Here is a 20,468-nt window from a genome sequence, read left to right on the forward strand (position 1 = left end):
CTAGATCCGGCATCCAGTAGCGCGCGTCTGCGCGGGGAACAGACTCTTTTCAGCCCAAGGACTTGGGCTGTCTGGAGCCCGTATCGGGTCCGGAGTGACGGAATGCATAGGACCTGAACCGTCAGAAAAAAGGGCGCGGAACAGAATTCCGCGCCCTTTGTCATTTCTGGGTAACATCAGTGCGTGGGCTTGTTATGCGCCTGAAACAGCACACCCTTTTCGCCGATCAGCACGAAGATCAGGCCGATGATCGAAACGATGAAGAAACCCGCGACCATCGGCAGGGCCGTGCCATCGAAGGCCTGGCCGATAGCGGCGCCGATCAGCGAACCGCCGACGGTTCCCATGAAGCCGATGACCGAAGAGGCGGTGCCGGCGACGTGGCCAAGCGGTTCCATGGCGAGCGAGTTGAAGTTCGAGCCGATCCAGCCGAACTGGAACATGGCAAGCGCAAAGAACACGATGAAGATGGCAAACGGCATCGGTTCCGGACCGATCATTTGCACCACCAGCCACAGGAAGGTGATGGCGATGAAGCCGAGCAGTGAGCCGTGCGAGAGCTTGCGCATGCCTATCCGGCCAACCAGCTTCGCATTGATGAAGGACGAGAAGGCCATGAACAGGGCAACGCCAGCAAAAGCCGCCGCAAACCACGCGCCAAGGCCATAGATGCCCTTATAGACCTGCTCGGCCGAGTTGATGAAGCCGAACAGCGCACCGAAGATGAAGGTGCTGGACAGCGTGTAACAGAGCGCGATGCGGTTGGTGAGCACGATCTTGAACCCGGCGAGCACCGAACGGGCAGTGAATGGCCTGACATCATCCGGATGCAACGTTTCCGGCAGGCGGAAATACATCCATGTCGTCACGATGGCAGCAATGCCGGCCATGAAGGCGAAGATGAGGTGCCAGTTGCCGAAGAAGAGCACGATCTGGCCGGTGCCAGGCGCGATAACCGGAACGACCATGAAGACCATCATGATCAGCGACATGACTTCCGCCATCTGCCGGCCGCCGTAGATATCACGCACGATCGAGATGGTGATGACGCGTGTTGCCGCCGAGCCGATGCCCTGAATGAAGCGCAGGAACAGCAGGCCCGAGAAGGACGGTACGAAAACAACGGCGATCGCTGAAACGATGTAGATCGCAAGACCGAAAAGCATTGGCTTGCGACGCCCGAAACGGTCCGAAATCGGCCCATAGAGGAGTTGAGCAATGCCGAAGCCAAGAAGGTAGGCGGATATGACGTATTGGCGATGGTTCTCGTTCTCGACGCCCAGCGAGGCGCCGATTTGCTGAAGACCGGGGAGCATGATGTCGATGGCGAGTGCATTGAGCGCCATCAGCATGGCGGCGAGCGCAATGAATTCCGTGCGCCCCATCGAGCCAGCGCGCGACGTGGTGGATTGTGAAAGTTCTGTCACAGGATTGCCCCAAAAAGAACGGCAAAGGCGTTGCATGAAGCAACGCCTGGCATAATTTCTGACAATCAGGGTGGGCCGGTTAAACCGGCCGAAATCAGGCCGCGCCGCGGACGCTGATACCCTGTTCTTGGAAGTGGCTCTGCAATTCGCCGGACTGGAACATCTCTCTCACGATGTCACAGCCACCAACGAACTCACCCTTGACGTAGAGCTGCGGGATGGTTGGCCAGTTGGAATAGTCCTTGATGCCCTGACGGATGTCGGCATCGGCCAGCACGTTGATACCCTTGTATTCAACGCCGAGATAATCGAGGATCTGTACCACCTGGCCGGAAAAACCGCATTGCGGAAACTGCGGGGTGCCCTTCATGAAAAGAACGATATCGTTGCTCTTCACTTCGCTGTCGATCATGTCGTGAATGCCGCTCATAGGCCTATTCCTTTCACATGCGGTTCAAGGCCGCTGCTTTCTGTTAGCCTCTAAATAACATGTCGCGGCGCGATTTCCACCCGGAAAGCATAAAAAATACGTCTCCGTCGCATGACAAGACAGGCTAAATCCGACCCGCAGCTTTTATTTGTACCGCTGCCGGCTTCGAGCCGCTGCGGTGCGCCTTTTGCTCACCTGTTTGCGGGCTGGCTTCGGTTTAACGGCGGCCTTGATCGCGGCTTCCAGTACGGAGCCGAGGATACCGCCGGCGGCCGAGCCGGTGCTTTTCGTCCGGCGCGCGCGGCGCGTCTTGCGAATGCCGGTCTTGGTCAGCACTTCGGCGAGAGCGCCTTTTACGACGCCGTTGAGCAATTGATCGACGATGCCAGACAAATTTCCCTCGCCATTAAATAAACCATATTTCCGTCGCGTTTTTTACTATACGTGCATCGCCCACTGTATCAAGCGATCCTTTCGGGTGTCTCGAGCCTGAAGGTTTATGCATGCCGCGCGTCAAGTCACGCCTCGTACTTTATTTCCCCGGTTTCGATCCACTCGATGCGGCGGCCCATCATTTAAGGTATCAACGGGCTGCGACGCTTGCCGGCAAGACGTGGGATGTCAATTATACCGTGGGGCCGGTTGAAAGCAGGCCTGCGGGGCAGGCGTTCACCGTGGGGGCTGCGGCAGGTGACTGGCAGACGCAGTCCGATATTTTCGTCTATGACCATAACGACGTCATATCCGAGCTGCGGGCTGCGCCCGTCTGGCGGCAGATCTGGCTCGGTTTCAAAGCCGGCGCAGGCATCATCGCCGAGGGCGGCGCCGGCCGCTATCTCCGCCACGCCTGGCGGTTTGGCCTGTTCTTCATCTTTCCGTTCCTGCTGATGCTGACCGGTGCCGCGCTTGCGGTGAGCATTGCACTTTCCCCCTGGCTTTTCGATTTGCCGTTCTGGCTCTTTATAATCAGCATTCCAGCGGCTGCCTTGTTTTTCGTCAAAGCCTTTCTGCCATTTGCAGAGCGGTTTCACACCCTGCATCTTTACGCGGACTGGCGCTTTGCGCTCGCGGTCGGCCGCGATGAACCGATTGCGCGAAACTGGATCGAGGCGAGGGCGGGGCTTGTCTTGAAGGCGCTCGAGCAGCCATCGGATGAGATTCTGGTCGTATCGCACAGCATGGGGGCCAGTCTGGCGCTCGCCGTCATCGGCCGCGCGCTGGAACTGAAGCCCGACGCGCTCGATGGTCGCAACCTGTCATTCGCGACGCTGGGTGGCGCGGCTTTGCAATGCGCGTTCCTGTCCAGCGCCACGCGGCTAAGGGAGAGCGTGGGCGCAATTGCGCGTCACCCTAAGGTGACATGGTTTGATATCCAGTGTCTCACCGATCCAATCCATCTCTATCGCTGCAACACAGTCGCGCTGACGGGGCACCGCGATGCGCCGCAGCCGAAGATCGTGCCGATCCGGTTCAAGCATTCGCTTTCGCCGGAGCGGTACAAAAAGAACAAGCGCAATTTCCTGCGCATGCATCGGCAATATGTGCTGGGGCCGGACCGAAAGTCCGGTTACGACTTTACCCTGCTGACGGCGGGCCCCCTGCCTGCCGCATCCTTTGCCGACCTCGACTCTCAGACGCCGCCTGTTTTTTAGAGTGTTTCCGTCTTTGAAAGCGGAGCGCGGCATTGGAGTTCCCCCTTGCTCTCTCCGTCGTGCGAAGTCCCCTTGGCGGAAACAAGTTTCCCCGTCGCGCAGACGCGCGTCGGCTGGATTACGGCTCCGGGCCGAAATGACTGTTGTAAGAGGCTGGCCCATGCAACTACCATTGAGGCAGCGACTGCAACTCGCAGAAAAAGCAGAGCGTCTAAAAGTAACGATGACATCTGACAGAAAAAGGCCCGCGTGAGAGCGTCACGCGGGCCTTTTTAATCCTCAGGTCTATCAGCCGATCGGACAGACAACGGCGATTGACAGCATCGTCATTCCGGCGCCGAGGTCTGCAGGGCGAGGGCGTGCAGAACGCCGCCCATATTGCCTTTCAGCGCGTCATAGACCATCTGGTGCTGTTGTACGCGGGTCTTGCCCTTGAATGCATCTGCCACGACTTCCGCCGCGTAATGATCGCCATCACCGGCCAGATCGCGGATCGTGACCTTTGCCCCGGGAATTCCCGCCTTAATCATGTCTTCAATGTCGCCGGGTTTCATGGGCATGGTGTTTCTCCTTAATTCATTCTGCGGCGACTAGAGTTTCGCCGTCCATGAATTGAGGGAACCACGATTCATAGGCCGAGTGCAATTCTTTAATCTCGACGGCGCGCGCCGTGCCCAGCTTTACAGCGGAGCCGCCGGTAACGCCGATGTTGGCGCAGGAAACGCCTGCCGCCTTGGCGGCCGCCTGCACCTTGTCGAGATCAGTTTTCTTGACGGTGACGACGTAACGGCCCTGGTCTTCGCCATAGAAGGTGAGGACCGGGTTGTGGCCTTCGACCGGATCGATAGTCGCGCCGATGCCGGAGGCAATCGCCATCTCTGCAACGGCGAGGGCGAGGCCACCGGACGAGCAATCGTGAACGGCGGTGGCAAGGCCATCGGTGATGACGCCACGCACGAAATCGCCGTTCTTCTTTTCAGCGTCGAGATCGACATGCGGCGCCGGGCCATCGGTGCGGCCGTGAATGTCACGCATGTACACCGACTGCGCGATGTGGGTGCCGAGGCCGGCAGGCGCACCAACAAGCAGCACTGCTTCGTCAGCGGCGGCAAAACGGATGCGCGCCATACGGCCCCAATCCTTCAGGAGGCCAACGCCGCCGATGGTGGGGGTGGGCAGGATCGCCTGGCCGTTGGTCTCGTTGTAGAGCGAGACGTTGCCGGAAACGATCGGGAATTCCAGCACGCGGCAGGCTTCGCCGATGCCCTTGATGGCATGGACCAGCTGGCTCATGATTTCAGGCTTTTCCGGATTGCCGAAATTGAGGTTGTCGGTGGCCGCGAGCGGCAGGGCGCCGGTTGCGGTAATGTTGCGCCAGCATTCGGCGACGGCCTGCTTGCCGCCCTCGAAGGGATCAGCCTCGACATAACGCGGGGTGACGTCGGAGGAGAAGGCGAGCGCCTTCTTGTCATGGCCTTCGACGCGGACCACACCGGCATCGCCGCCCGGCAGTTGCAGGGAATTGCCCTGGATCAGCGTGTCGTACTGCTCATAGACCCAGCGGCGCGAGGAATTGTTGGCCGAACCGACGAGCGATACCAGCGCGTCGGCGATATCGGCAGCGGGGACGTCGTTTTCCGCGAGCGGGGCGGGCACCTTCGCCGGTGTCCACGGGCGGTCATATTCGGGAGCCTGATCGCCCAGTTCCTTGATCGGCAGGTTAGCGACTTCCTCGCCATTGTGGATGACGCGGAAACGCAGGTCGTCGGTGGTCTTGCCGACGATGGCGAAGTCCAGACCCCATTTCACGAAGATCGCCTTGGCGACTTCTTCCTTGGAGGGCTCGAGAACCATGAGCATGCGCTCCTGGCTTTCGGACAGCATCATTTCGTAAGCCGTCATGCGCTCTTCACGCACCGGCACGGCATTGAGGTCAAGTTCGATACCGAGATCGCCCTTTGCGCCCATTTCCACGGCCGAGCACGTAAGGCCTGCGGCACCCATGTCCTGAATGGCGATGACAGCGCCTGTTTTCATCAGTTCAAGGCAGGCTTCCAGCAGGCACTTTTCGGTGAAGGGGTCGCCGACCTGAACGGTCGGGCGCTTCTCTTCGATCGATTCGTCGAATTCGGCCGACGCCATGGTCGCGCCGCCGACGCCGTCGCGGCCGGTCTTTGCGCCGAGATAAACCACCGGCAGGCCCACACCCTTGGCTTCCGAGAGGAAGATCGCGTCCGACTTGGCAAGACCGGCGGCGAAGGCGTTGACGAGGATATTGCCGTTATAACGCGGATCGAATTCCACTTCGCCGCCGACGGTCGGCACGCCGAAGGAGTTGCCGTAGCCGCCGACACCGGCAACGACGCCAGCCACGAGGTGGCGGGTCTTCGGGTGGTCGGGCGCGCCGAAACGCAGCGCGTTCATGGCGGCAATCGGGCGTGCACCCATGGTGAAGACGTCGCGCAGGATGCCGCCGACGCCAGTCGCCGCACCCTGATAGGGCTCGATATAGGAGGGGTGGTTGTGGCTTTCCATCTTGAAGACAACGCAGTCACCATCGTCGATATCGACAACGCCGGCGTTTTCGCCGGGGCCCTGGATGACCCGCGGGCCCTTGGTGGGCAGGGTCTTCAGCCACTTCTTGGACGACTTGTAGGAGCAGTGCTCGTTCCACATGGCCGAGAAGATGCCAAGCTCGGTGAAGCTGGGCTCCCGTCCGATCAGGTCGAGGATACGCTGGTATTCGTCGGGCTTCAGCCCGTGGGATGCAACGAGTTCCGGGGTGATCTTGATGGAGTTTGAGATAGACATAGGTCTCACGCGGTTCGAGCCGAGGAAAGTTTCCGGTTCTTTAGCGCAAGAGGCTCAATGGTGCGACAGGAAAATGCGCCTGTTTGCTGGCTAAAGATGGGTTTTTGCCGTTATTCCACGGCCGTGTCCGATCTTTTGCCAGCGACGGGCCGGGTCACGCAACGCTCTCATAACCGGCGGAGCCGTTGTCGAGCAGGTGCCGCAGGATGCCAAGGGCACGGGTCAACTCTTGCTGGTTCGAGGGGCCGGACAGGCTGACGCGCACGCGGTGGAAAACCTTGTCCGTTCGGCCGGCCTTGAACTCATCCTCGTCGTCGATCAGCACCCCTTCTTTCATCGCCGCATTGCGGAAGGTACCGGAAAGCCAGGGTTCGGGCAGTCTCAGCCACAGAAAGGCGATATCCGGCAGCGAGTTGAACTCCAGCCCGGCAAAAGCCTCGCGGGCAATCGCTTCCCGCTGGTTGATCTCGGCGAGACAGTCCTTGCGAATATCATGGGCGTCGCCGCTATTGACGAGGCGTGCATTCAGTTCCGCCAGCATGAAGGGCAGGCCGCCCGTCAGCATCGAGTGGGAGATGCGGATGCGCGACGAATATTGCGCCGGGCAGGCGACCCAGCCGCCACGCACGCCGGCGGCGACGGATTTCGACAGGCCGCCGACCACGAAGGTGATGTCGGGTGCGAACTCAGCGATCAGGGGGATCGCCTCGCGCGTCATTGCACCGTAGAGATTGTCCTCGACGATCCAGACGCCGTATCGACGGGCGATGTCGGCAATTGCGCGGCGGCGGTCTTCCGGCAGGGTGGCGCAGGTCGGGTTCTGACCCGCAGACATCAGGAAGATCATCTTGGGATGCTGCTGCGCGCAGACCCGCTCAAAATCCTCGGGGATGATGCCGTTTTCATCCGCATCGACCAATGTCACCCGCCTTCCGGCAAGGGCGGCGCTGCGGCTGATATGGGAATAGGTGACCTGTTCGAAGACGATGCGGTCGCCCGGGGCGGTCATGGCCGTCACCACACTCATGACCGCCGCGTGGGCGCCCAGCGTCGAGACGATGTTTTCCGGCTTCGGCGTCCATCCGTTTTGTGAAAGCCAGCGAGCGCCGGCCTTACACCAGTTATCCGGGAAGGAGCGGGCGTAATTGGTGATGTCATAACCATGTTCGCGCGTCAGTGCCTCAACATGACGGGCGATCACCACGCTCTGGCCGACATCCGGCGCGGCCGTCGTGTTCAGGCGATATTCGCCGGTGGCCTCGATAGCATGACGGGTGCTGCCGAAGGCGGAGGCGACCTGCTCCATTGAAGACGAGGGTGCCGGCGTCTTGCGTTCGTTGACGTAGGTACCGCGACCGACTTCGCCGCTGACGAGGCCGCGTTCGTGTATCAGCGCATAAGCGCGGCTGATTGTGCCGATTGTCACCCCAAGATCGTAGGCGAGGTTGCGCTGGGGTGGCAGTTTCGCGCCAGCCTGCAGCGTACCATCGGAAATCGCGCCTTCGATGCTGTCGGCAAGGCGCAGATAAATCGGGCCGTCGCCCTCGGTGATATCGGGAAGCCAATTTGTCATGGTGACAATTTATGCATTGTATCTGCGTCAAAGTCAATTGTATTTATTGTCTGCATTGATTGAAGATCAACGAACGGAGACAATAGGTGCAATATGCGCAAGATGGATCAATACCTTTCGACAGCGGATACACTCTATCCTGATGGCTACGAACGGGAACGCGTGTTCCGCGATGCCGGCGACATGGTCGCACCGGCGCCGTATCCGGCCAAGATCGCCCGCACGCTCATTGGTCGCATGATTGCGGGCATGTTGAACTGGCAGCAGAAACGGCGGGGACGGCTCGCATTGCGAGAATTGTCTGACGATCTTCTGGAAGATATCGGCATTTCACGCGAGGAGGCGTCTCGCGAGGCCGCAAAGTCTAAGCTTCTTTCCTGGCCAACACGATCGTTTTGATTTTTGTCGGAGTGCGGCGCCTTCTTTCCCCGGCGCCATCAGCCATTCGGCAGCCCGCCACGCCAATCCCAACCGGCGTTGGCGGGTTTTTTTATGGGCTATCGCGATACACTGCAAGGGCCGCAGCTGCTTCCCGTCATTCCCAGGACAGCCGTGTCACAAGACAGAGGATGACGTCTTTGATGTAGGCGTATGCGAAATCAGCAGCCCTTGCCGCCGTTCGCCCAGCGCTTGACGTCGGTTGCGATGCGGCCGGACATGGGTTCGTTCATGACGGGACCGAAGGCGTCGAGCTTTGCCGGGTTGCCCTCGGCCTGCACCACGAGCATGGGGCGCGATTCCGGGCTGTTGCGCGGCACGAGCAGAATGCGCGGACGGCCGGAGAAGGAGTTGAGTTCCGGCGCCAGACGATAGGCCTTGAAGGCGGGGTCGCCCGACTTGAACCAGCAGGCATTGGCGCCGAGCGCGATCCGCTCCATGGTGGGGAGGGCCGCGCGCGAGACCGAGCTTGTCGGCTGTGGTTTCGGCTGACAGGCGGCCAGGGTCGCTGCGGCCAGAAACAGTCCGGTCGCCTTGAGGGCATTCGATCGAAGAGCATAAGACATCAGGTCATCCAGAAGAGAGGGCCAAAACGACGCCGTCAGCCGGCATCAAAAAAGGCGGGCTTGAGGCCCGCCCGTCTGTCAGGCTGCGATGACGCCAAGCGCCGAAGCAAAGAGGCCGCGGCCGTCATTGCCGCCGTGCGCAGCTTCGATCAGGTTTTCCGGGTGTGGCATCATGCCAAGAACGTTGCCTTTGGTGTTGATGACGCCGGCAATGTCGTTCAGCGAGCCGTTGGGGTTGGTGCCCTCTGCATAACGGAACACGACCTGGCCGTTGCCTTCAACCGACTTCAACTCATCCGTATCGAGGAAATAGTTGCCGTCATGATGGGCGACGGGGCAGCGCAGGATCTGGCCCTTGTCATAGGCGCGGGTGAATTCGGTGTCGTTATTGGCGACTTCGAGTTTCACTTCGCGGCAGACGAATTTCAGCGAAGCGTTGCGCATCAGGGCGCCCGGCAGCATGCCGGCTTCGACCAGAATCTGGAAACCGTTGCAGACGCCGAGAACCTTCACGCCCTTTTCCGCCTTCTCGCGGATGGCCTGCATGACCGGCATGCGGGCGGCGATCGCGCCGCAGCGCAGATAATCGCCGTAAGAGAAGCCGCCGGGAATGACGATCAGGTCGACATCGGGAATGTCCGTTTCCGTCTGCCAGATGGTGACAGGCGCCTGACCGGAGATTTTTGTGAGAGCCGCGATCATGTCGCGGTCGCGGTTGAGGCCGGGAAGTTGGACGACAGCGGATTTCATGGACGGCGGCTCCTGGAGCTTAGAGAATGCTGATGGCGTAGTTTTCGATGACCGTATTGGCCAGCAGCTTTTCGCACATTGCCTTAAGGTCGGTTTCGGCCTTGGCCTTGTCGGCGCCTTCCAGTTCCAGATCGAAGACCTTGCCCTGCCGCACATGGCCGACGCCATCAAAACCGAGGCTGCCAAGCGCGCCTTCGATTGCCTTGCCCTGCGGATCGAGAACGCCGTTCTTCAGCGTAACAGTCACCCGTGCCTTGATCACCTGATCTTCTCCTGATTTACCCTACGAGGCCAATATTATTTCACGAGCTGATATTACTTCACCAGAACAGGGCCGGTGCCGCGGATCGGTTCGTTTTCATTGATGATGCCGAGACGGCGCGCCACTTCGGAATAGGCTTCCACAAGCCCGCCCATGTCGCGACGGAAGAGGTCCTTGTCCATCTTTTTCTGGGTCTCGATGTCCCAGAGACGGCAGCTATCGGGCGAAATCTCATCGGCGAGGATGATGCGCATCATATCGCCTTCGAACAGCCGCCCGCACTCGATCTTGAAATCGACAAGCTGGATGCCGACGCCGAGGAAAAGGCCGGAGAGGAAGTCGTTGACGCGGATGGCAAGCGCCATGATGTCGTCAAGCTCGGCGGGGTTGGCCCAGCCGAACGCCGTGATGTGCTCTTCTGACACCATCGGGTCTTCGAGCTCATCCGACTTGTAATAGAACTCGATGATCGAGCGCGGCAGCACCACACCTTCCTCAATGCCGAGGCGCTTGGAAAGCGAGCCGGCGGCGACATTGCGCACGACGACTTCAAGCGGGATCATCTCCACTTCCTTGATCAACTGCTCGCGCATGTTGAGGCGGCGGATGAAGTGGGTGGGAATGCCAATCTTGTTCAGATGCGTGAACACATATTCGGAAATGCGGTTGTTCAGCACGCCCTTGCCGTCGATGACTTCGTGCTTCTTCTTGTTGAAGGCGGTCGCATCGTCCTTGAAGAACTGGATAAGCGTGCCTGGCTCCGGACCCTCATAAAGGATCTTGGCCTTGCCTTCGTAAATACGGCGGCGACGGTTCATGATAGCAGGTCTCTTGGTTGACGCCGATTCTGGTGGCGTTGCGTTTTGTCTTTGAAGCGGTCCCATAAAGGAAAAGCATGCATTCTACAATGCGGCTGGCATATTTCCCTTCAATTCTTGTATCAGCGTCGGAGGCCGCTTCGGCTTCATCAAATGGGCGCGGGCAGGGCCGATGGTAACCTGCCTCTGTCCTCAGGGCTCAACCGCCTTGAGGCGGCTCAGGAACTGGGCGAAGACCATGCCGCCTTCTGGCCATGGCCCATGGCCGGATTCGGCATTAATATGGCCCGACATGCCGGCATCGATGAGCAATGAGCCCCAGGCGGCTGTGATGTCATCGGCGTGTTCGTAGGAGCCGAAGGGATCGTTGCGGCTGGCAATGGTGATCGTCGGAAAGGGCAGCGGATCGCGCGGGTAAGGCCCGAAGGTCATCAGGTGCTTCGGCCGGATGTCGGGATTGGCGACATCAGGCGGCGCAACGAGAAGCGCGCCCGATACTTTCTTGCCGATTTCGGGCAGGGCATGGATCACGGTCGGAACGCCGAGCGAATGGGCGACGAGGACGACTGGCTTGCTGGAGGCATTGACCTCTTCCACCAGCCGGGCGACCCAATCTTCCTTTACGGGTTTCGACCATTCCGCCTGCTCGACACGGCGGGCGGTGGAGAGCTTGCGCTCCCAGCGGCTCTGCCAGTGGTCGGGGCCGGAATTGGTGTAGCCGGGGACGATCAGGATATCTGCTTCTGAAACTTTCATGCGCCCATATCTGTGTTGTGATGCCGCCGCGATCAAGGCCGCGGCGGCATTAACGTCAAGTCTCGAGGTCGGTGCAAGTCTCAGGCGTTGCCGAAGACGCGGGTGAAGATCGTGTCGACATGCTTGGTGTGGTAGCCAAGGTCGAATTTTTCCCGGATGACCGCCTCAGGCAGAGCAGCGCGCACTTCCTCGTCGCCCAGCAGTTCCTCAAGGAAGTCCGCACCCTGTTCCCAGACCTTCATGGCGTTGCGCTGGACCAGACGATAAGCGTCTTCGCGCGATACGCCAGCCTGCGTCAGCGCCAGGAGAACGCGCTGCGAATGGACGAGACCGCGGAACTTGTTCATGTTCTTCAACATGTTGTCCGGGTAGATCACCAGCTTTTCGATGACGCCGGCCAGACGGTTCAATGCGAAGTCCAGAGTGACAGTCGTGTCTGGGCCGATCGCGCGCTCGACCGAGGAGTGGCTGATGTCGCGCTCGTGCCAGAGGGCAACGTTTTCCATGGCCGGGACGACCGACATGCGCACCAGACGGGCAAGGCCCGTGAGGTTTTCAGTGAGCACCGGGTTGCGCTTGTGCGGCATCGCCGACGAGCCCTTCTGGCCGGGAGAGAAGAACTCTTCCGCTTCCAGAACCTCGGTGCGCTGCATGTGGCGGATTTCGATGGCGACGTTTTCGATCGACGAGGCGATGACGCCGAGCGTCGCGAAGAACATGGCGTGACGGTCGCGCGGGATGACCTGCGTGGAAACCGGCTCCGGGATGAGGCCGAGCTTTGCGCAGACATGTTCCTCGACGCGCGGGTCGATGTTAGCGAACGTGCCGACGGCGCCGGAGATCGCGCCGGTGGCGATTTCCGCGCGGGCATTCACGAGGCGCTCACGGTTGCGGTGCATCTCGGCATAGAAGCGGGCAAAGGTCAGGCCCATGGTTGTCGGCTCGGCATGGATGCCGTGGCTGCGGCCGATGCGCACCGTGTTCTTGTGTTCGAAGGCGCGGGTCTTCAGCGCGGCGAGTACGCGGTCCATGTCGGCGAGCAGTAGATCGGCGGCGCGCACGAGCTGGATGTTGAGCGTGGTATCGAGCACATCCGACGAGGTCATGCCCTGATGGACGAAACGGCTGTCGGGACCGACAAATTCTGCGAGATGGGTAAGGAAGGCGATGACGTCGTGCTTGGTCACGGCTTCGATCTCGTCGATGCGGGCGACATCGAAGGTGGCGCTGCCGCCCTTTTCCCAGATGGTCTGGGCAGCCGACTTCGGAATGACGCCGAGTTCGGCCAGCGCGTCACAGGCATGCGCCTCGATCTCGAACCAGATGCGGAACTTTGTTTCCGGCGACCAGATGGCGACCATTTCCGGTCGGGAGTAACGAGGGATCATGGCAATGACTTTCTTAGTAGAGGAAATTTGCTGCCCGTTTAGCAAAGTGTTCCGCTAATCTCAATCTATCAAGCTGCATGGCTATGACGCTCGTTGCGCAGGCCGGCAGAGGATTGCGCCGGCGGCCAGGACCGGAACAACAGCAAACGGAAAATAAAGGTCGAGGCCGAGAATTGCGAATTGATAGACTGCGCCGAGCGAGGTGAAGAGCTGCTGGAAGAACCAGATGCGGGACAAGGCCGGTGCGTGCCATTGCGCATAGAACACGCGGTATTCGAATGCGAACAGCGCTGCCGCAGTGGCGAGCGTGAAAAAAAGGATGGCGAGACAGGCCGCCGCAAAACGCAATGGCCGGGGTGTTAAGGCAGGGAGAAAGCGGAGGGCTGTCAGCGCCACAATCCAGCCGAAAAAACCGCCCGCGAAAAAAAGCGTGACGATATCGGCGGTGTGATCGGTTTCCAGCCTGTTGCGGACATAGAGCCCAGCAGCGGCGGATGCAGCTGAACAGACGCCCCAAGCAAACGCGCCGAGCAGGATGAGCAGAGCCGGCACCGACTTGACACGGAAATCCATGCTGCTTTCCATGGCGATCCCCCGACGCCCTGTTGTGCCGCATTCAGCCGGGTGGGTTAGGTCCGTCCGGCTTCCGCTGCCGAGCGCAGCAGGGCGACCGTTTTGCGATAGTCTTCGACACCATCGCCCTTGAAGACCGCCGAACCGGCGACCAGTGCATTGGCTCCGGCGGCAATGATATCACCTGCGGTCTGTGCCGTCACGCCGCCATCCACCTCCAGCTCGATTGGCCGCTGACCGATCATCGCCTTTGCCGCGCGAATCTTGTCGAGCATGGCGGGAATGAACTTCTGACCGCCAAAGCCGGGATTGACGCTCATGATCAGCACGAGATCGACATCATCGAGCACGTTTTCGATGACGGAAAGCGGCGTCGCAGGGTTGAGCGTCACACCGGCCTTGAGGCCAAGTCCGCGAATGGTCTGGAGCGAGCGGTGCAGGTGGGGGCCGGCCTCTGCGTGCACGGTGATGCTATCGCACCCGGCCTTGGCGAAGGCCTCGAGATAGGGATCGACGGGAGCAATCATAAGATGGCAATCGAAAAAGGCGTTGCTGTGCGGGCGAAGCGCCTTGATGACATCAGGGCCGAAGGAGATGTTCGGCACGAAATGGCCGTCCATGACGTCGAGATGGATCCAGTCAGCGCCGGCTTCCGTGACATCGGCGACTTCCTGTCCAAGCTTGGCGAAATTCGCAGCCAGAATGGACGGGGCTATGCGGATGGGCAGGGACATGGGGCAAACTCCTCTCGACGCGTTGCGTAAGCTGCCTTTAACACCAAGTATTCCGCTTTGAAACGGCCGGCCGCGGGGTTCTCCGTCGTTTTCAGACGCGTTTCATCGAATTTTTCGACAGGCACGATGTCTATTGTTTTTCGGCCCTGTCCACCGGTTCGAAGCGCTGACCGTTCCAGCGCTGCAGGCGATAGGGATTGTCCTTCAGGTCGTGCGATGCGGTGAAGCCGAGATCGCCGATGACGGTTTTAAAGACGGTGCCGCCAGCCAGGATTTCCGGCGCAGGTTTCGACTGCGCCTGCACGGCCTCTGCAAGCTGGGTGGTCAGTTCGGCCGCGGCATAGGCAGGCAGCACGTAACCCTCGGGCTCGATGCCTGCGCCGCGCAGTTCAGCCGCAACTGCCAGCGCGGAGGGCAATGTGTCATAGGCCGGGCGTGTGACGGCGAGCACACTGGCCGTCAGGGGGACGGGGTTATTGGCTGCATTCATCGCGTCGCCGCCCATGATGGTCAGGGCGAGGTTTTCCGATGCGGCGTCCCTTGCGATGATGGCCACGTCGTTGCGCTCCGCGCCGATAAAGACGTGGGAGACGCCGGTGCGCGCCAGCCGCCGGACCAGCGCCACCTGCTGTTCCTGATTGGGCCGCATCGTATCGCTGAACGTCGGCTTCAAGCCGTTTTCCTCCAATACCGAGCGGATGCGATCAACGAGTTCGCGGCTGTAGATCGTGCCATCATCCACCAGCCCTATCGAATGGCCCTTCCAGTCGCGCAGCATGATTTCTGCGATCCGGTCGGATTCGGCCCTGTCCGACGGGGCAAGCCGGAAAAGCGGCCAGCCGTATTTCAGTGCGTCTTCCATCAGGATCGGTGCCCGGCTGGAAAGGGTGATCGCGGGTATGCCCGCTGCCTTTAAGGGCGGCAGGACACCCTGAAGCGTCTCGGTGCATAAAAAACCGATCGCAGCACTGACTTTGGCGGCGACCAGACCATCTGCAATCGCACCGCCGCTACCGTCTTCGCAGCTTTCGTGAATTTCAACGATATCAAGCCCGAGCTTTGCCGCCGCCGCCTTTGCGCCTTGCCGCACCTGCTGGCCGAGAAGCTCGTAAGGACCATTCTGCGGGGCGACGATGCCAATCGATGCCGCGCTCGCTGCGCCCGTAAAGGCAAAACCGGCGATAATCGTTAGCAGGCGAAGTGAAAGCATGACGTGATCGAAATCCTGTTGTCCCGGCTTGATGTTTATCGGCAACAGCAGGTTTTCCAAAGGAAAAATACGCCGATATCCCAGACATTCGCCCGAAGCACCTTGTCGACAACGTTCCTGACGAAAACCGGTGCGCGACTGTGCGCCGCTTCTCGTTTTTGGCTTCCGCCCTTCAGGGCCACGAGATGTACGCTTATGGGTGTATCAAAAACTGTCTCGCCCCGGACCGCTTAGTGTCTCAGTACGGCTCCAGCAGGTAAATCGACAACTGATAGGGTTGGCAATTTGAAGTTGTTTTACTCGCCTGCAAATCAAGCCTTCAATTGCCTTTGATGTGTTTGTCCGCCCAACATTGTACACGTTGCCGTTGGGCGCCGTCATCAGGTTAAGGCAAGTACTTATATTGTTTTAGAAAAATAATACCTTCGCGGAATAGAGTATCAATTTGGAAAACATATTAATGGGCTTCGCGCTGGCCAAGTGCAGATTATAAATATGATAATTAATAACCACTTATGCAACCCGCTGATATATATTCCAAATACGTAAAGTTTGACACTGCCGGAAGGTTTATCAGGCCGCAATTTTTTCGCTTTTGCAAGCAGATTAGCTTGACGGAAAGTAGATCATTCGTTTAGATGAAGGCGTTTCAGGGGACGACTGAAATTGGCTTTAACGGCCTCGGAAGTGTTCCGGTTATAAGCACTGCCAGACTATATTGCGTTTATATTCTATGTTTTTCATCACGTATGAGCCGCTTCGGGAAACTGAAGCGGCTTTTTACGTTTGGCGAATTCAATCAATTTAAAATTGAGTTGGGCCGGCCTTATGAAAAAGCCGTTCTTGCTCGCCCGCTTTTCGTAGGAGAGATTTGTCCTGGAAAATGGCTGTCGACCTTCCCCGAAACCGATCATCCAACGGAATTTACGGCTTTCGCCACGCGTTTAGAGGGTGGCTTTGTACGGTGTCGCACCGGTGCGTTTCAGCGTTGCGATAGCGTCCCTCGCAAAGGCGGAAAGCGGTTCAGGGAGCTCATCCATATCGAACCATTCAATGGCGGAAAGCTTGTCAGGCTCGGTCAAGGCAGGCTCGCCCTGCGCATCACGTGCAACAAACATCAGCGACACCCAATGGTGACGCTCTTCCTCATTGATATATTCGCTGTGGCAGAGAAAATCGATCTCGCCGATCGTGAGGCCGGTTTCCTCTTCGGCTTCTCGGCGGGCTGCGGCGAGGCAGGTTTCAAGATGATCGACCTTGCCGCCCGGAATACTCCAGTATCCGGCTTCCGGCGCCTTCAAGCGCCGGCAAAGCAGCACGCGGCCGTCCCTGACAATAGCAAGGCCAACACCAACACCCGGAAAATCAAGGCCTGGCTTGGCGGTCGGCGTCATGCTGTCCATCGATTGGTCAGGCCTTGGCGTTTGCCACGATCAGCATGAAAGCAGGGATATCGTCACCGAAACCAACCGGTGTCGGGCCATCGTCGTGGTCGCGATAGTGACGGCGGCGATCACGGTTGTCGTCATTGGCATGCAGCGGGTTGCGAATGTTCCGGTCGGAATTGCGCGGGGTCTTTTCCTGCCTGCGTTCTGCTTTCACCTTGTCGTCTCCATGAGCCGCGACGTCAGTGTCCGCAGCGGATTGTACACCCTGATTGATGTTTTCAACCGGCGCGGCATCGCGGCGGTTGCGCTCGCGGCCTCGGCCGCCCCGTTCCTTGCCCCGGCGGCCCGAATTACTTTCGAAGCTTTCCATGGGCGCGGGAAGGGTGGAGAGGTCACCGTTCAGCCACTCGATCTTCTCGCCGATCAGTTTCTCGATGGCGTCCAGATATTTCGTGTCGCTTTTGGTGACGATGGTGAAGGCCTTGCCCGAGCGCCCGGCACGACCGGTACGGCCGATGCGGTGGACATAGTCTTCCGAGTGAATGGGAATATCGAAGTTGAAGACGTGGCTAACGTCAGGGATATCGAGGCCACGGGCGGCAACGTCGGATGCGACGAGCAGCTTCAGATTGCCGTCCTTGAAATTCTGCAGCATCGTCGTGCGCGAACGCTGGTCCATGTCGCCATGCAGCGCGCCAACGGAGAAGCCGTGACGATCGAGCGAGCGGAACAGATCGGCGACGTCCTTCTTGCGGTTGCAGAAGATGATCGCGTTCTTCAGCTCAGCCTCTTCGGCGCGGACCAGATCGCGCAGCACGGCGCGCTTCTCATAGTCCTTGTTGTGAGCGGCGACGATACGCTGCGCAACGGTCTTGGCGGTGGAGGAGGGCTTTGCGACCTCGACACGGACAGGGTTCTGCAGGAAGCGGTCGGCCAGCTTCTGGATTTCCGGCGGCATGGTGGCCGAGAAGAAGAGTGTCTGGCGCGTGAAGGGGATCATCTTGGCGATACGCTCGATATCGGGGATGAAGCCCATATCCAGCATACGGTCGGCTTCGTCGATCACGAGGATTTCGACGCCGGTCATCAGGAGCTTGCCGCGTTCGCAATGGTCGAGAAGGCGGCCGGGGGTGCAGATCAGCACGTCGGCGCCGCGCTCAAGCTTGCGGTCCTGGTCTTCGAAGGAAACGCCGCCAATGAGAAGCGCGACGTTCAGCTTGTGATTCTTGCCGTACTTCTCGAAATTCTCGGCGACCTGTGCGGCCAGTTCGCGGGTCGGCTCAAGGATTAGCGTGCGCGGCATTCTGGCACGCGCGCGGCCTTTCTCGAGCAGGGTCAGCATCGGCAGGACGAAGGACGCGGTTTTGCCCGTGCCGGTCTGTGCGATACCGCAGATATCACGCTTTTCCAGCGCCGGCGGAATGGCGCCAGCCTGAATGGGTGTCGGCGTCGTGTAGCCGGCATCTGCAATAGCGGAAAGAACTTTTTGGCTCAGGCCAAGATCAGAGAATGTTGTCAAAGGAAGAACTTTTTCCGTTCTGGTTCGGTATGAAATACCTGCGTGCGCTGTGGCACTTGCATAGACTTGGCGCGGGGATAGGCCCAAATTGCCGGAAAGTCAAGGAAACAACGGGAAAAGCGCTGGAAACGTGATGCCGAAGGCGGGGCTTTTTGGCCCGTGGCGCATATTTCGCCGATTTATCGTTAAAATAGCAAAGGAAGCGTTAATTTCGGTGCGCTATTTCAGATAGGTTTTAAGCTCCGTTCCGGCGATGAGGAATCGCATCGGGTCAACAGGCATGTCGTTGCGGCGCACCTCATAATGCACATGCGGGCCTGTGGAGCGGCCCGTGCTGCCGGCCCGGCCAATGACGTCGCCGGCTTCGACCTTCTGGCCCGCCTTCACCACAATAGCCGAGAGATGGCCGAATCGCGTGGAAACACCCTGGCCGTGATCGATCTCGACCATATTGCCGTAACCGCCTGAATATTCCGCCACTGTCACCCGGCCCGCGCCCGTCGATTTGACGTCCGCGCCCGTTTCAGCACGAAAATCAATGCCGGTATGTAGCGCTGGCCGGCCGAGAAACGGATCCATGCGGTTGCCGAACCGGCTGGTGATCGATCGGCCCGGAGCTGGGTTACCGAAGGGCAAGGTGGTTGCGGTTTCCTTGACGATATCGAGCCTGTTCAGCGCATTGTCGAGGTTGGTAAGCGAGAGGTTGAACGGGTCAGTTTCGCCGCGTTGAGGTTCAGCGTAGGGCCCTCCAATGTCGGTCGCCCCGTCCTCTTCGATCTTCAGGCCCGTCTGCCGGATGATGTCCTGCATCGCGTTGGCCTTATCCTCCGCATCGCTCGTGAGTCGCGCGATGCGCGATATCTGCTGGCGCTCGATATCCTTCAGCGACAACGTCACCTTGGAAAACACCCGGTCGGCCCGATCAGACGGGGTCTCTCCGCTTTCGGGCAGATAAGCGGCGCGCCGGTCTGGTGCGGCAGGACTTTCCGGCTGGCGAGGTGTCATCAGCTTTTCGATTGCGGAAAGGCCACCGGAAAGATCGGCACGTTTTTCCGGCGCCAGCGCGTTCGAAAGAGAGGGCGGTGCGGCCGGGTCGGCGGCGATCCCGGAACTTTCGGCGCGCTCGAGCAATTCGCTCATGCGCCCGTGGCGGGAGGTCAGTGCCGCCTGCTGCTCGAGCAGCTTTTCCACTTTCTTTTCGACAACCTGCTGATCGAGCAACTGTCGCGATGTCACGCGGTCCACCTGCGCTCTCAGTGCTGCGATGCGGTCTTCATAGTCGTTCTGCATGCGCGTCTGGCGCGCCATCGTCGCGCCGATAAGGTCGTCACGCAGGATGAGATAGCTTGTGGCGCCGAGATAACCGAGCGAGAAAAGGCCGATCGTGCAGCCAGCAAGCGCCGCCATCCACGGCCGGATGGTCATATGGCGCACGCTTTCGCCGCGCGCAAGGATGAGCACGTGTGGCTCACGCTTCTTGCCGAACACCCTGTTTTGCCCCGTATCAGTCACAATCTCTCTCCGGACTGGCCGATTTATAAAGGGAAAACATAATTCGTTAAGGTTAACGAAGTTTTGCCGGGCAGGCGTTTCCACCTCGTTGCTATTGGCTGACGGAGGTCAGCGAGCGATAAAACGAGGGCGTGAGGCCGGCTTCGGCACGGGCGAGATCGTTGAACGGCGGCTTTAGAGGGCCGCGGAAATTGGCGCGTACCAATTGCCTGAAGGTGGCGGCGGGGTCCTTCTTTTCACGGGCGCAGAGAAACCGGAACCACTTGGCCCCGATCGCGACATGGCCCTTTTCATCATTGTAGATGACGTCGAGAACGGCAGCGCTTTCGAGGTCGCCTGTCTCCCGCATCTTCGCCTGCAGGGAAGGGGTCACATCCAGTCCGCGCGCTTCAAGAATGAGTGGCACGACGGCAAGCCGTGCGGTCAAGTCGTTGCGGGTGGAGTGGGCGGCCTGCCACAGTCCGTCATGGGCCGGCAGGTCGCCATAATCGGCACCGAGGCTCCTCAGCCGGTCGCGGACCATGCGAAAATGTTTGGCTTCCTCGAACGCGACCTGCATCCAGCCATCGAAAAAGGAATGCGGCACCGGTTCGCTGGCATAACGGGCGACGATATCGAGGGCGAGATCGACGGCATTAAGTTCGATATGGGCGATGGCGTG

At 59.6% G+C, this 20,468-nt stretch carries 21 protein-coding genes; 2 read left to right on the plus strand and 19 right to left on the minus strand.

Annotated features, from left to right (window positions below; genetic code table 11):
- Positions 1 to 176: 176 nt before the first annotated feature.
- The 3 genes from ACUTJJ_RS14210 to ACUTJJ_RS14220 form a co-directional block, all read right to left on the minus strand.
- The gene (locus ACUTJJ_RS14210; protein WP_144576274.1) at positions 177 to 1,385 is read right to left on the minus strand and encodes a multidrug effflux MFS transporter; all 1,209 of its coding nucleotides are present in this window, start codon (positions 1,383 to 1,385) and stop codon (positions 177 to 179) included.
- Between the two features lie 136 nt (positions 1,386 to 1,521).
- On the minus strand, positions 1,522 to 1,857 hold the full coding sequence (gene grxD, locus ACUTJJ_RS14215; RefSeq protein ID WP_209087780.1) for a Grx4 family monothiol glutaredoxin: 336 nt from the start codon (positions 1,855 to 1,857) through the stop codon (positions 1,522 to 1,524).
- Positions 1,858 to 2,001: 144 nt separating this feature from the next.
- Positions 2,002 to 2,250, minus strand: a complete 249-nt coding sequence (locus tag ACUTJJ_RS14220) for a hypothetical protein (protein ID WP_063948705.1) — start codon at positions 2,248 to 2,250, stop codon at positions 2,002 to 2,004.
- A 110-nt stretch (positions 2,251 to 2,360) separates the two neighbouring features.
- On the opposite strand from ACUTJJ_RS14220, the gene ACUTJJ_RS14225 reads away from it, so the two are divergent.
- Positions 2,361 to 3,509 (plus strand): hypothetical protein, encoded by a 1,149-nt coding sequence (locus ACUTJJ_RS14225; protein ID WP_445542577.1) that lies wholly within the window; start codon positions 2,361 to 2,363, stop codon positions 3,507 to 3,509.
- Positions 3,510 to 3,835: 326 nt separating this feature from the next.
- On the opposite strand, the gene ACUTJJ_RS14230 is transcribed toward ACUTJJ_RS14225, so the two are convergent.
- The 3 genes from ACUTJJ_RS14230 to ACUTJJ_RS14240 form a co-directional block, all read right to left on the minus strand.
- Positions 3,836 to 4,069, minus strand: coding sequence for a BolA family protein (locus ACUTJJ_RS14230; protein WP_003516012.1), 234 nt, complete (start codon positions 4,067 to 4,069; stop codon positions 3,836 to 3,838).
- Positions 4,070 to 4,085: 16 nt separating this feature from the next.
- On the minus strand, positions 4,086 to 6,320 hold the full coding sequence (purL, locus tag ACUTJJ_RS14235) for a phosphoribosylformylglycinamidine synthase subunit PurL (RefSeq protein ID WP_445542578.1): 2,235 nt from the start codon (positions 6,318 to 6,320) through the stop codon (positions 4,086 to 4,088).
- 154 nt (positions 6,321 to 6,474) lie between these two features.
- A complete protein-coding gene (locus ACUTJJ_RS14240) occupies positions 6,475 to 7,893 on the minus strand; it encodes an aminotransferase-like domain-containing protein (protein ID WP_445542579.1) in 1,419 nt (472 codons plus the stop codon).
- A gap of 93 nt (positions 7,894 to 7,986) precedes the next feature.
- Here ACUTJJ_RS14240 and ACUTJJ_RS14245 point away from each other — a divergent pair, with 93 nt between their 5' ends.
- Positions 7,987 to 8,292, plus strand: a complete 306-nt coding sequence (locus ACUTJJ_RS14245; RefSeq protein WP_144573961.1) for a DUF1127 domain-containing protein — start codon at positions 7,987 to 7,989, stop codon at positions 8,290 to 8,292.
- Between the two features lie 200 nt (positions 8,293 to 8,492).
- On the opposite strand, the gene ACUTJJ_RS14250 is transcribed toward ACUTJJ_RS14245, so the two are convergent.
- The 13 genes from ACUTJJ_RS14250 to ACUTJJ_RS14310 form a co-directional block, all read right to left on the minus strand.
- The gene (locus ACUTJJ_RS14250; protein ID WP_144573962.1) at positions 8,493 to 8,897 is read right to left on the minus strand and encodes a hypothetical protein; all 405 of its coding nucleotides are present in this window, start codon (positions 8,895 to 8,897) and stop codon (positions 8,493 to 8,495) included.
- A 78-nt stretch (positions 8,898 to 8,975) separates the two neighbouring features.
- Complete coding sequence (gene purQ / locus ACUTJJ_RS14255; RefSeq protein WP_296071600.1) at positions 8,976 to 9,647, minus strand: phosphoribosylformylglycinamidine synthase subunit PurQ; 672 nt, start codon at positions 9,645 to 9,647, stop codon at positions 8,976 to 8,978.
- Between the two features lie 19 nt (positions 9,648 to 9,666).
- A complete protein-coding gene (gene purS / locus ACUTJJ_RS14260) occupies positions 9,667 to 9,909 on the minus strand; it encodes a phosphoribosylformylglycinamidine synthase subunit PurS (RefSeq protein WP_006314096.1) in 243 nt (80 codons plus the stop codon).
- 53 nt (positions 9,910 to 9,962) lie between these two features.
- Positions 9,963 to 10,727 (minus strand): phosphoribosylaminoimidazolesuccinocarboxamide synthase, encoded by a 765-nt coding sequence (gene purC / locus ACUTJJ_RS14265; RefSeq protein ID WP_063948719.1) that lies wholly within the window; start codon positions 10,725 to 10,727, stop codon positions 9,963 to 9,965.
- 192 nt (positions 10,728 to 10,919) lie between these two features.
- Positions 10,920 to 11,483: an alpha/beta hydrolase gene (locus tag ACUTJJ_RS14270; RefSeq protein WP_445542580.1), complete on the minus strand. Its 564-nt coding sequence runs from the start codon at positions 11,481 to 11,483 to the stop codon at positions 10,920 to 10,922.
- 80 nt (positions 11,484 to 11,563) lie between these two features.
- Positions 11,564 to 12,871, minus strand: a complete 1,308-nt coding sequence (purB, locus tag ACUTJJ_RS14275) for an adenylosuccinate lyase (RefSeq protein ID WP_144573965.1) — start codon at positions 12,869 to 12,871, stop codon at positions 11,564 to 11,566.
- Between the two features lie 81 nt (positions 12,872 to 12,952).
- Positions 12,953 to 13,456, minus strand: a complete 504-nt coding sequence (locus ACUTJJ_RS14280; RefSeq protein ID WP_445542581.1) for a hypothetical protein — start codon at positions 13,454 to 13,456, stop codon at positions 12,953 to 12,955.
- A 44-nt stretch (positions 13,457 to 13,500) separates the two neighbouring features.
- Positions 13,501 to 14,178, minus strand: coding sequence for a ribulose-phosphate 3-epimerase (gene rpe / locus ACUTJJ_RS14285; RefSeq protein ID WP_063948726.1), 678 nt, complete (start codon positions 14,176 to 14,178; stop codon positions 13,501 to 13,503).
- Positions 14,179 to 14,308: 130 nt separating this feature from the next.
- Positions 14,309 to 15,436 (minus strand): branched-chain amino acid ABC transporter substrate-binding protein, encoded by a 1,128-nt coding sequence (locus ACUTJJ_RS14290; RefSeq protein WP_445542584.1) that lies wholly within the window; start codon positions 15,434 to 15,436, stop codon positions 14,309 to 14,311.
- Positions 15,437 to 16,332: 896 nt separating this feature from the next.
- Positions 16,333 to 16,791, minus strand: coding sequence for an NUDIX domain-containing protein (locus ACUTJJ_RS14295; RefSeq protein ID WP_144573967.1), 459 nt, complete (start codon positions 16,789 to 16,791; stop codon positions 16,333 to 16,335).
- Positions 16,792 to 16,798: 7 nt separating this feature from the next.
- A complete protein-coding gene (locus ACUTJJ_RS14300) occupies positions 16,799 to 18,295 on the minus strand; it encodes a DEAD/DEAH box helicase (protein WP_144573968.1) in 1,497 nt (498 codons plus the stop codon).
- Between the two features lie 219 nt (positions 18,296 to 18,514).
- Positions 18,515 to 19,807 carry a M23 family metallopeptidase gene (locus ACUTJJ_RS14305; protein ID WP_445542582.1) on the minus strand — a complete coding sequence of 431 codons (1,293 nt, stop codon included), beginning with the start codon at positions 19,805 to 19,807 and terminating at the stop codon, positions 18,515 to 18,517.
- A gap of 91 nt (positions 19,808 to 19,898) precedes the next feature.
- On the minus strand, positions 19,899 to 20,468 hold a 570-nt coding region (locus ACUTJJ_RS14310), incomplete at its 5' end, for a ferritin-like domain-containing protein (protein WP_445542583.1).

Source organism: Agrobacterium sp. DKPNP3 (genome assembly GCF_052686535.1).

Bases quoted from the DNA above. Each gene is read 5' to 3' on its own strand.
- ACUTJJ_RS14210 (WP_144576274.1), bottom strand. From the start codon at position 1,385: ATGGGGCGCACGGAATTCATTGCGCTCGCCGCCATGCTGATGGCGCTC.
- grxD (WP_209087780.1), bottom strand. From the start codon at position 1,857: ATGAGCGGCATTCACGACATGATCGACAGCGAAGTGAAGAGCAACGAT.
- ACUTJJ_RS14225 (WP_445542577.1), top strand. From the start codon at position 2,361: ATGCCGCGCGTCAAGTCACGCCTCGTACTTTATTTCCCCGGTTTCGAT.
- ACUTJJ_RS14230 (WP_003516012.1), bottom strand. From the start codon at position 4,069: ATGCCCATGAAACCCGGCGACATTGAAGACATGATTAAGGCGGGAATT.
- purL (WP_445542578.1), bottom strand. From the start codon at position 6,320: ATGTCTATCTCAAACTCCATCAAGATCACCCCGGAACTCGTTGCATCC.
- ACUTJJ_RS14240 (WP_445542579.1), bottom strand. From the start codon at position 7,893: ATGACAAATTGGCTTCCCGATATCACCGAGGGCGACGGCCCGATTTAT.
- ACUTJJ_RS14245 (WP_144573961.1), top strand. From the start codon at position 7,987: ATGCGCAAGATGGATCAATACCTTTCGACAGCGGATACACTCTATCCT.
- ACUTJJ_RS14250 (WP_144573962.1), bottom strand. From the start codon at position 8,897: ATGTCTTATGCTCTTCGATCGAATGCCCTCAAGGCGACCGGACTGTTT.
- purQ (WP_296071600.1), bottom strand. From the start codon at position 9,647: ATGAAATCCGCTGTCGTCCAACTTCCCGGCCTCAACCGCGACCGCGAC.
- purC (WP_063948719.1), bottom strand. From the start codon at position 10,727: ATGAACCGTCGCCGCCGTATTTACGAAGGCAAGGCCAAGATCCTTTAT.
- ACUTJJ_RS14270 (WP_445542580.1), bottom strand. From the start codon at position 11,483: ATGAAAGTTTCAGAAGCAGATATCCTGATCGTCCCCGGCTACACCAAT.
- purB (WP_144573965.1), bottom strand. From the start codon at position 12,871: ATGATCCCTCGTTACTCCCGACCGGAAATGGTCGCCATCTGGTCGCCG.
- ACUTJJ_RS14280 (WP_445542581.1), bottom strand. From the start codon at position 13,456: ATGGAAAGCAGCATGGATTTCCGTGTCAAGTCGGTGCCGGCTCTGCTC.
- rpe (WP_063948726.1), bottom strand. From the start codon at position 14,178: ATGTCCCTGCCCATCCGCATAGCCCCGTCCATTCTGGCTGCGAATTTC.
- ACUTJJ_RS14295 (WP_144573967.1), bottom strand. From the start codon at position 16,791: ATGGACAGCATGACGCCGACCGCCAAGCCAGGCCTTGATTTTCCGGGT.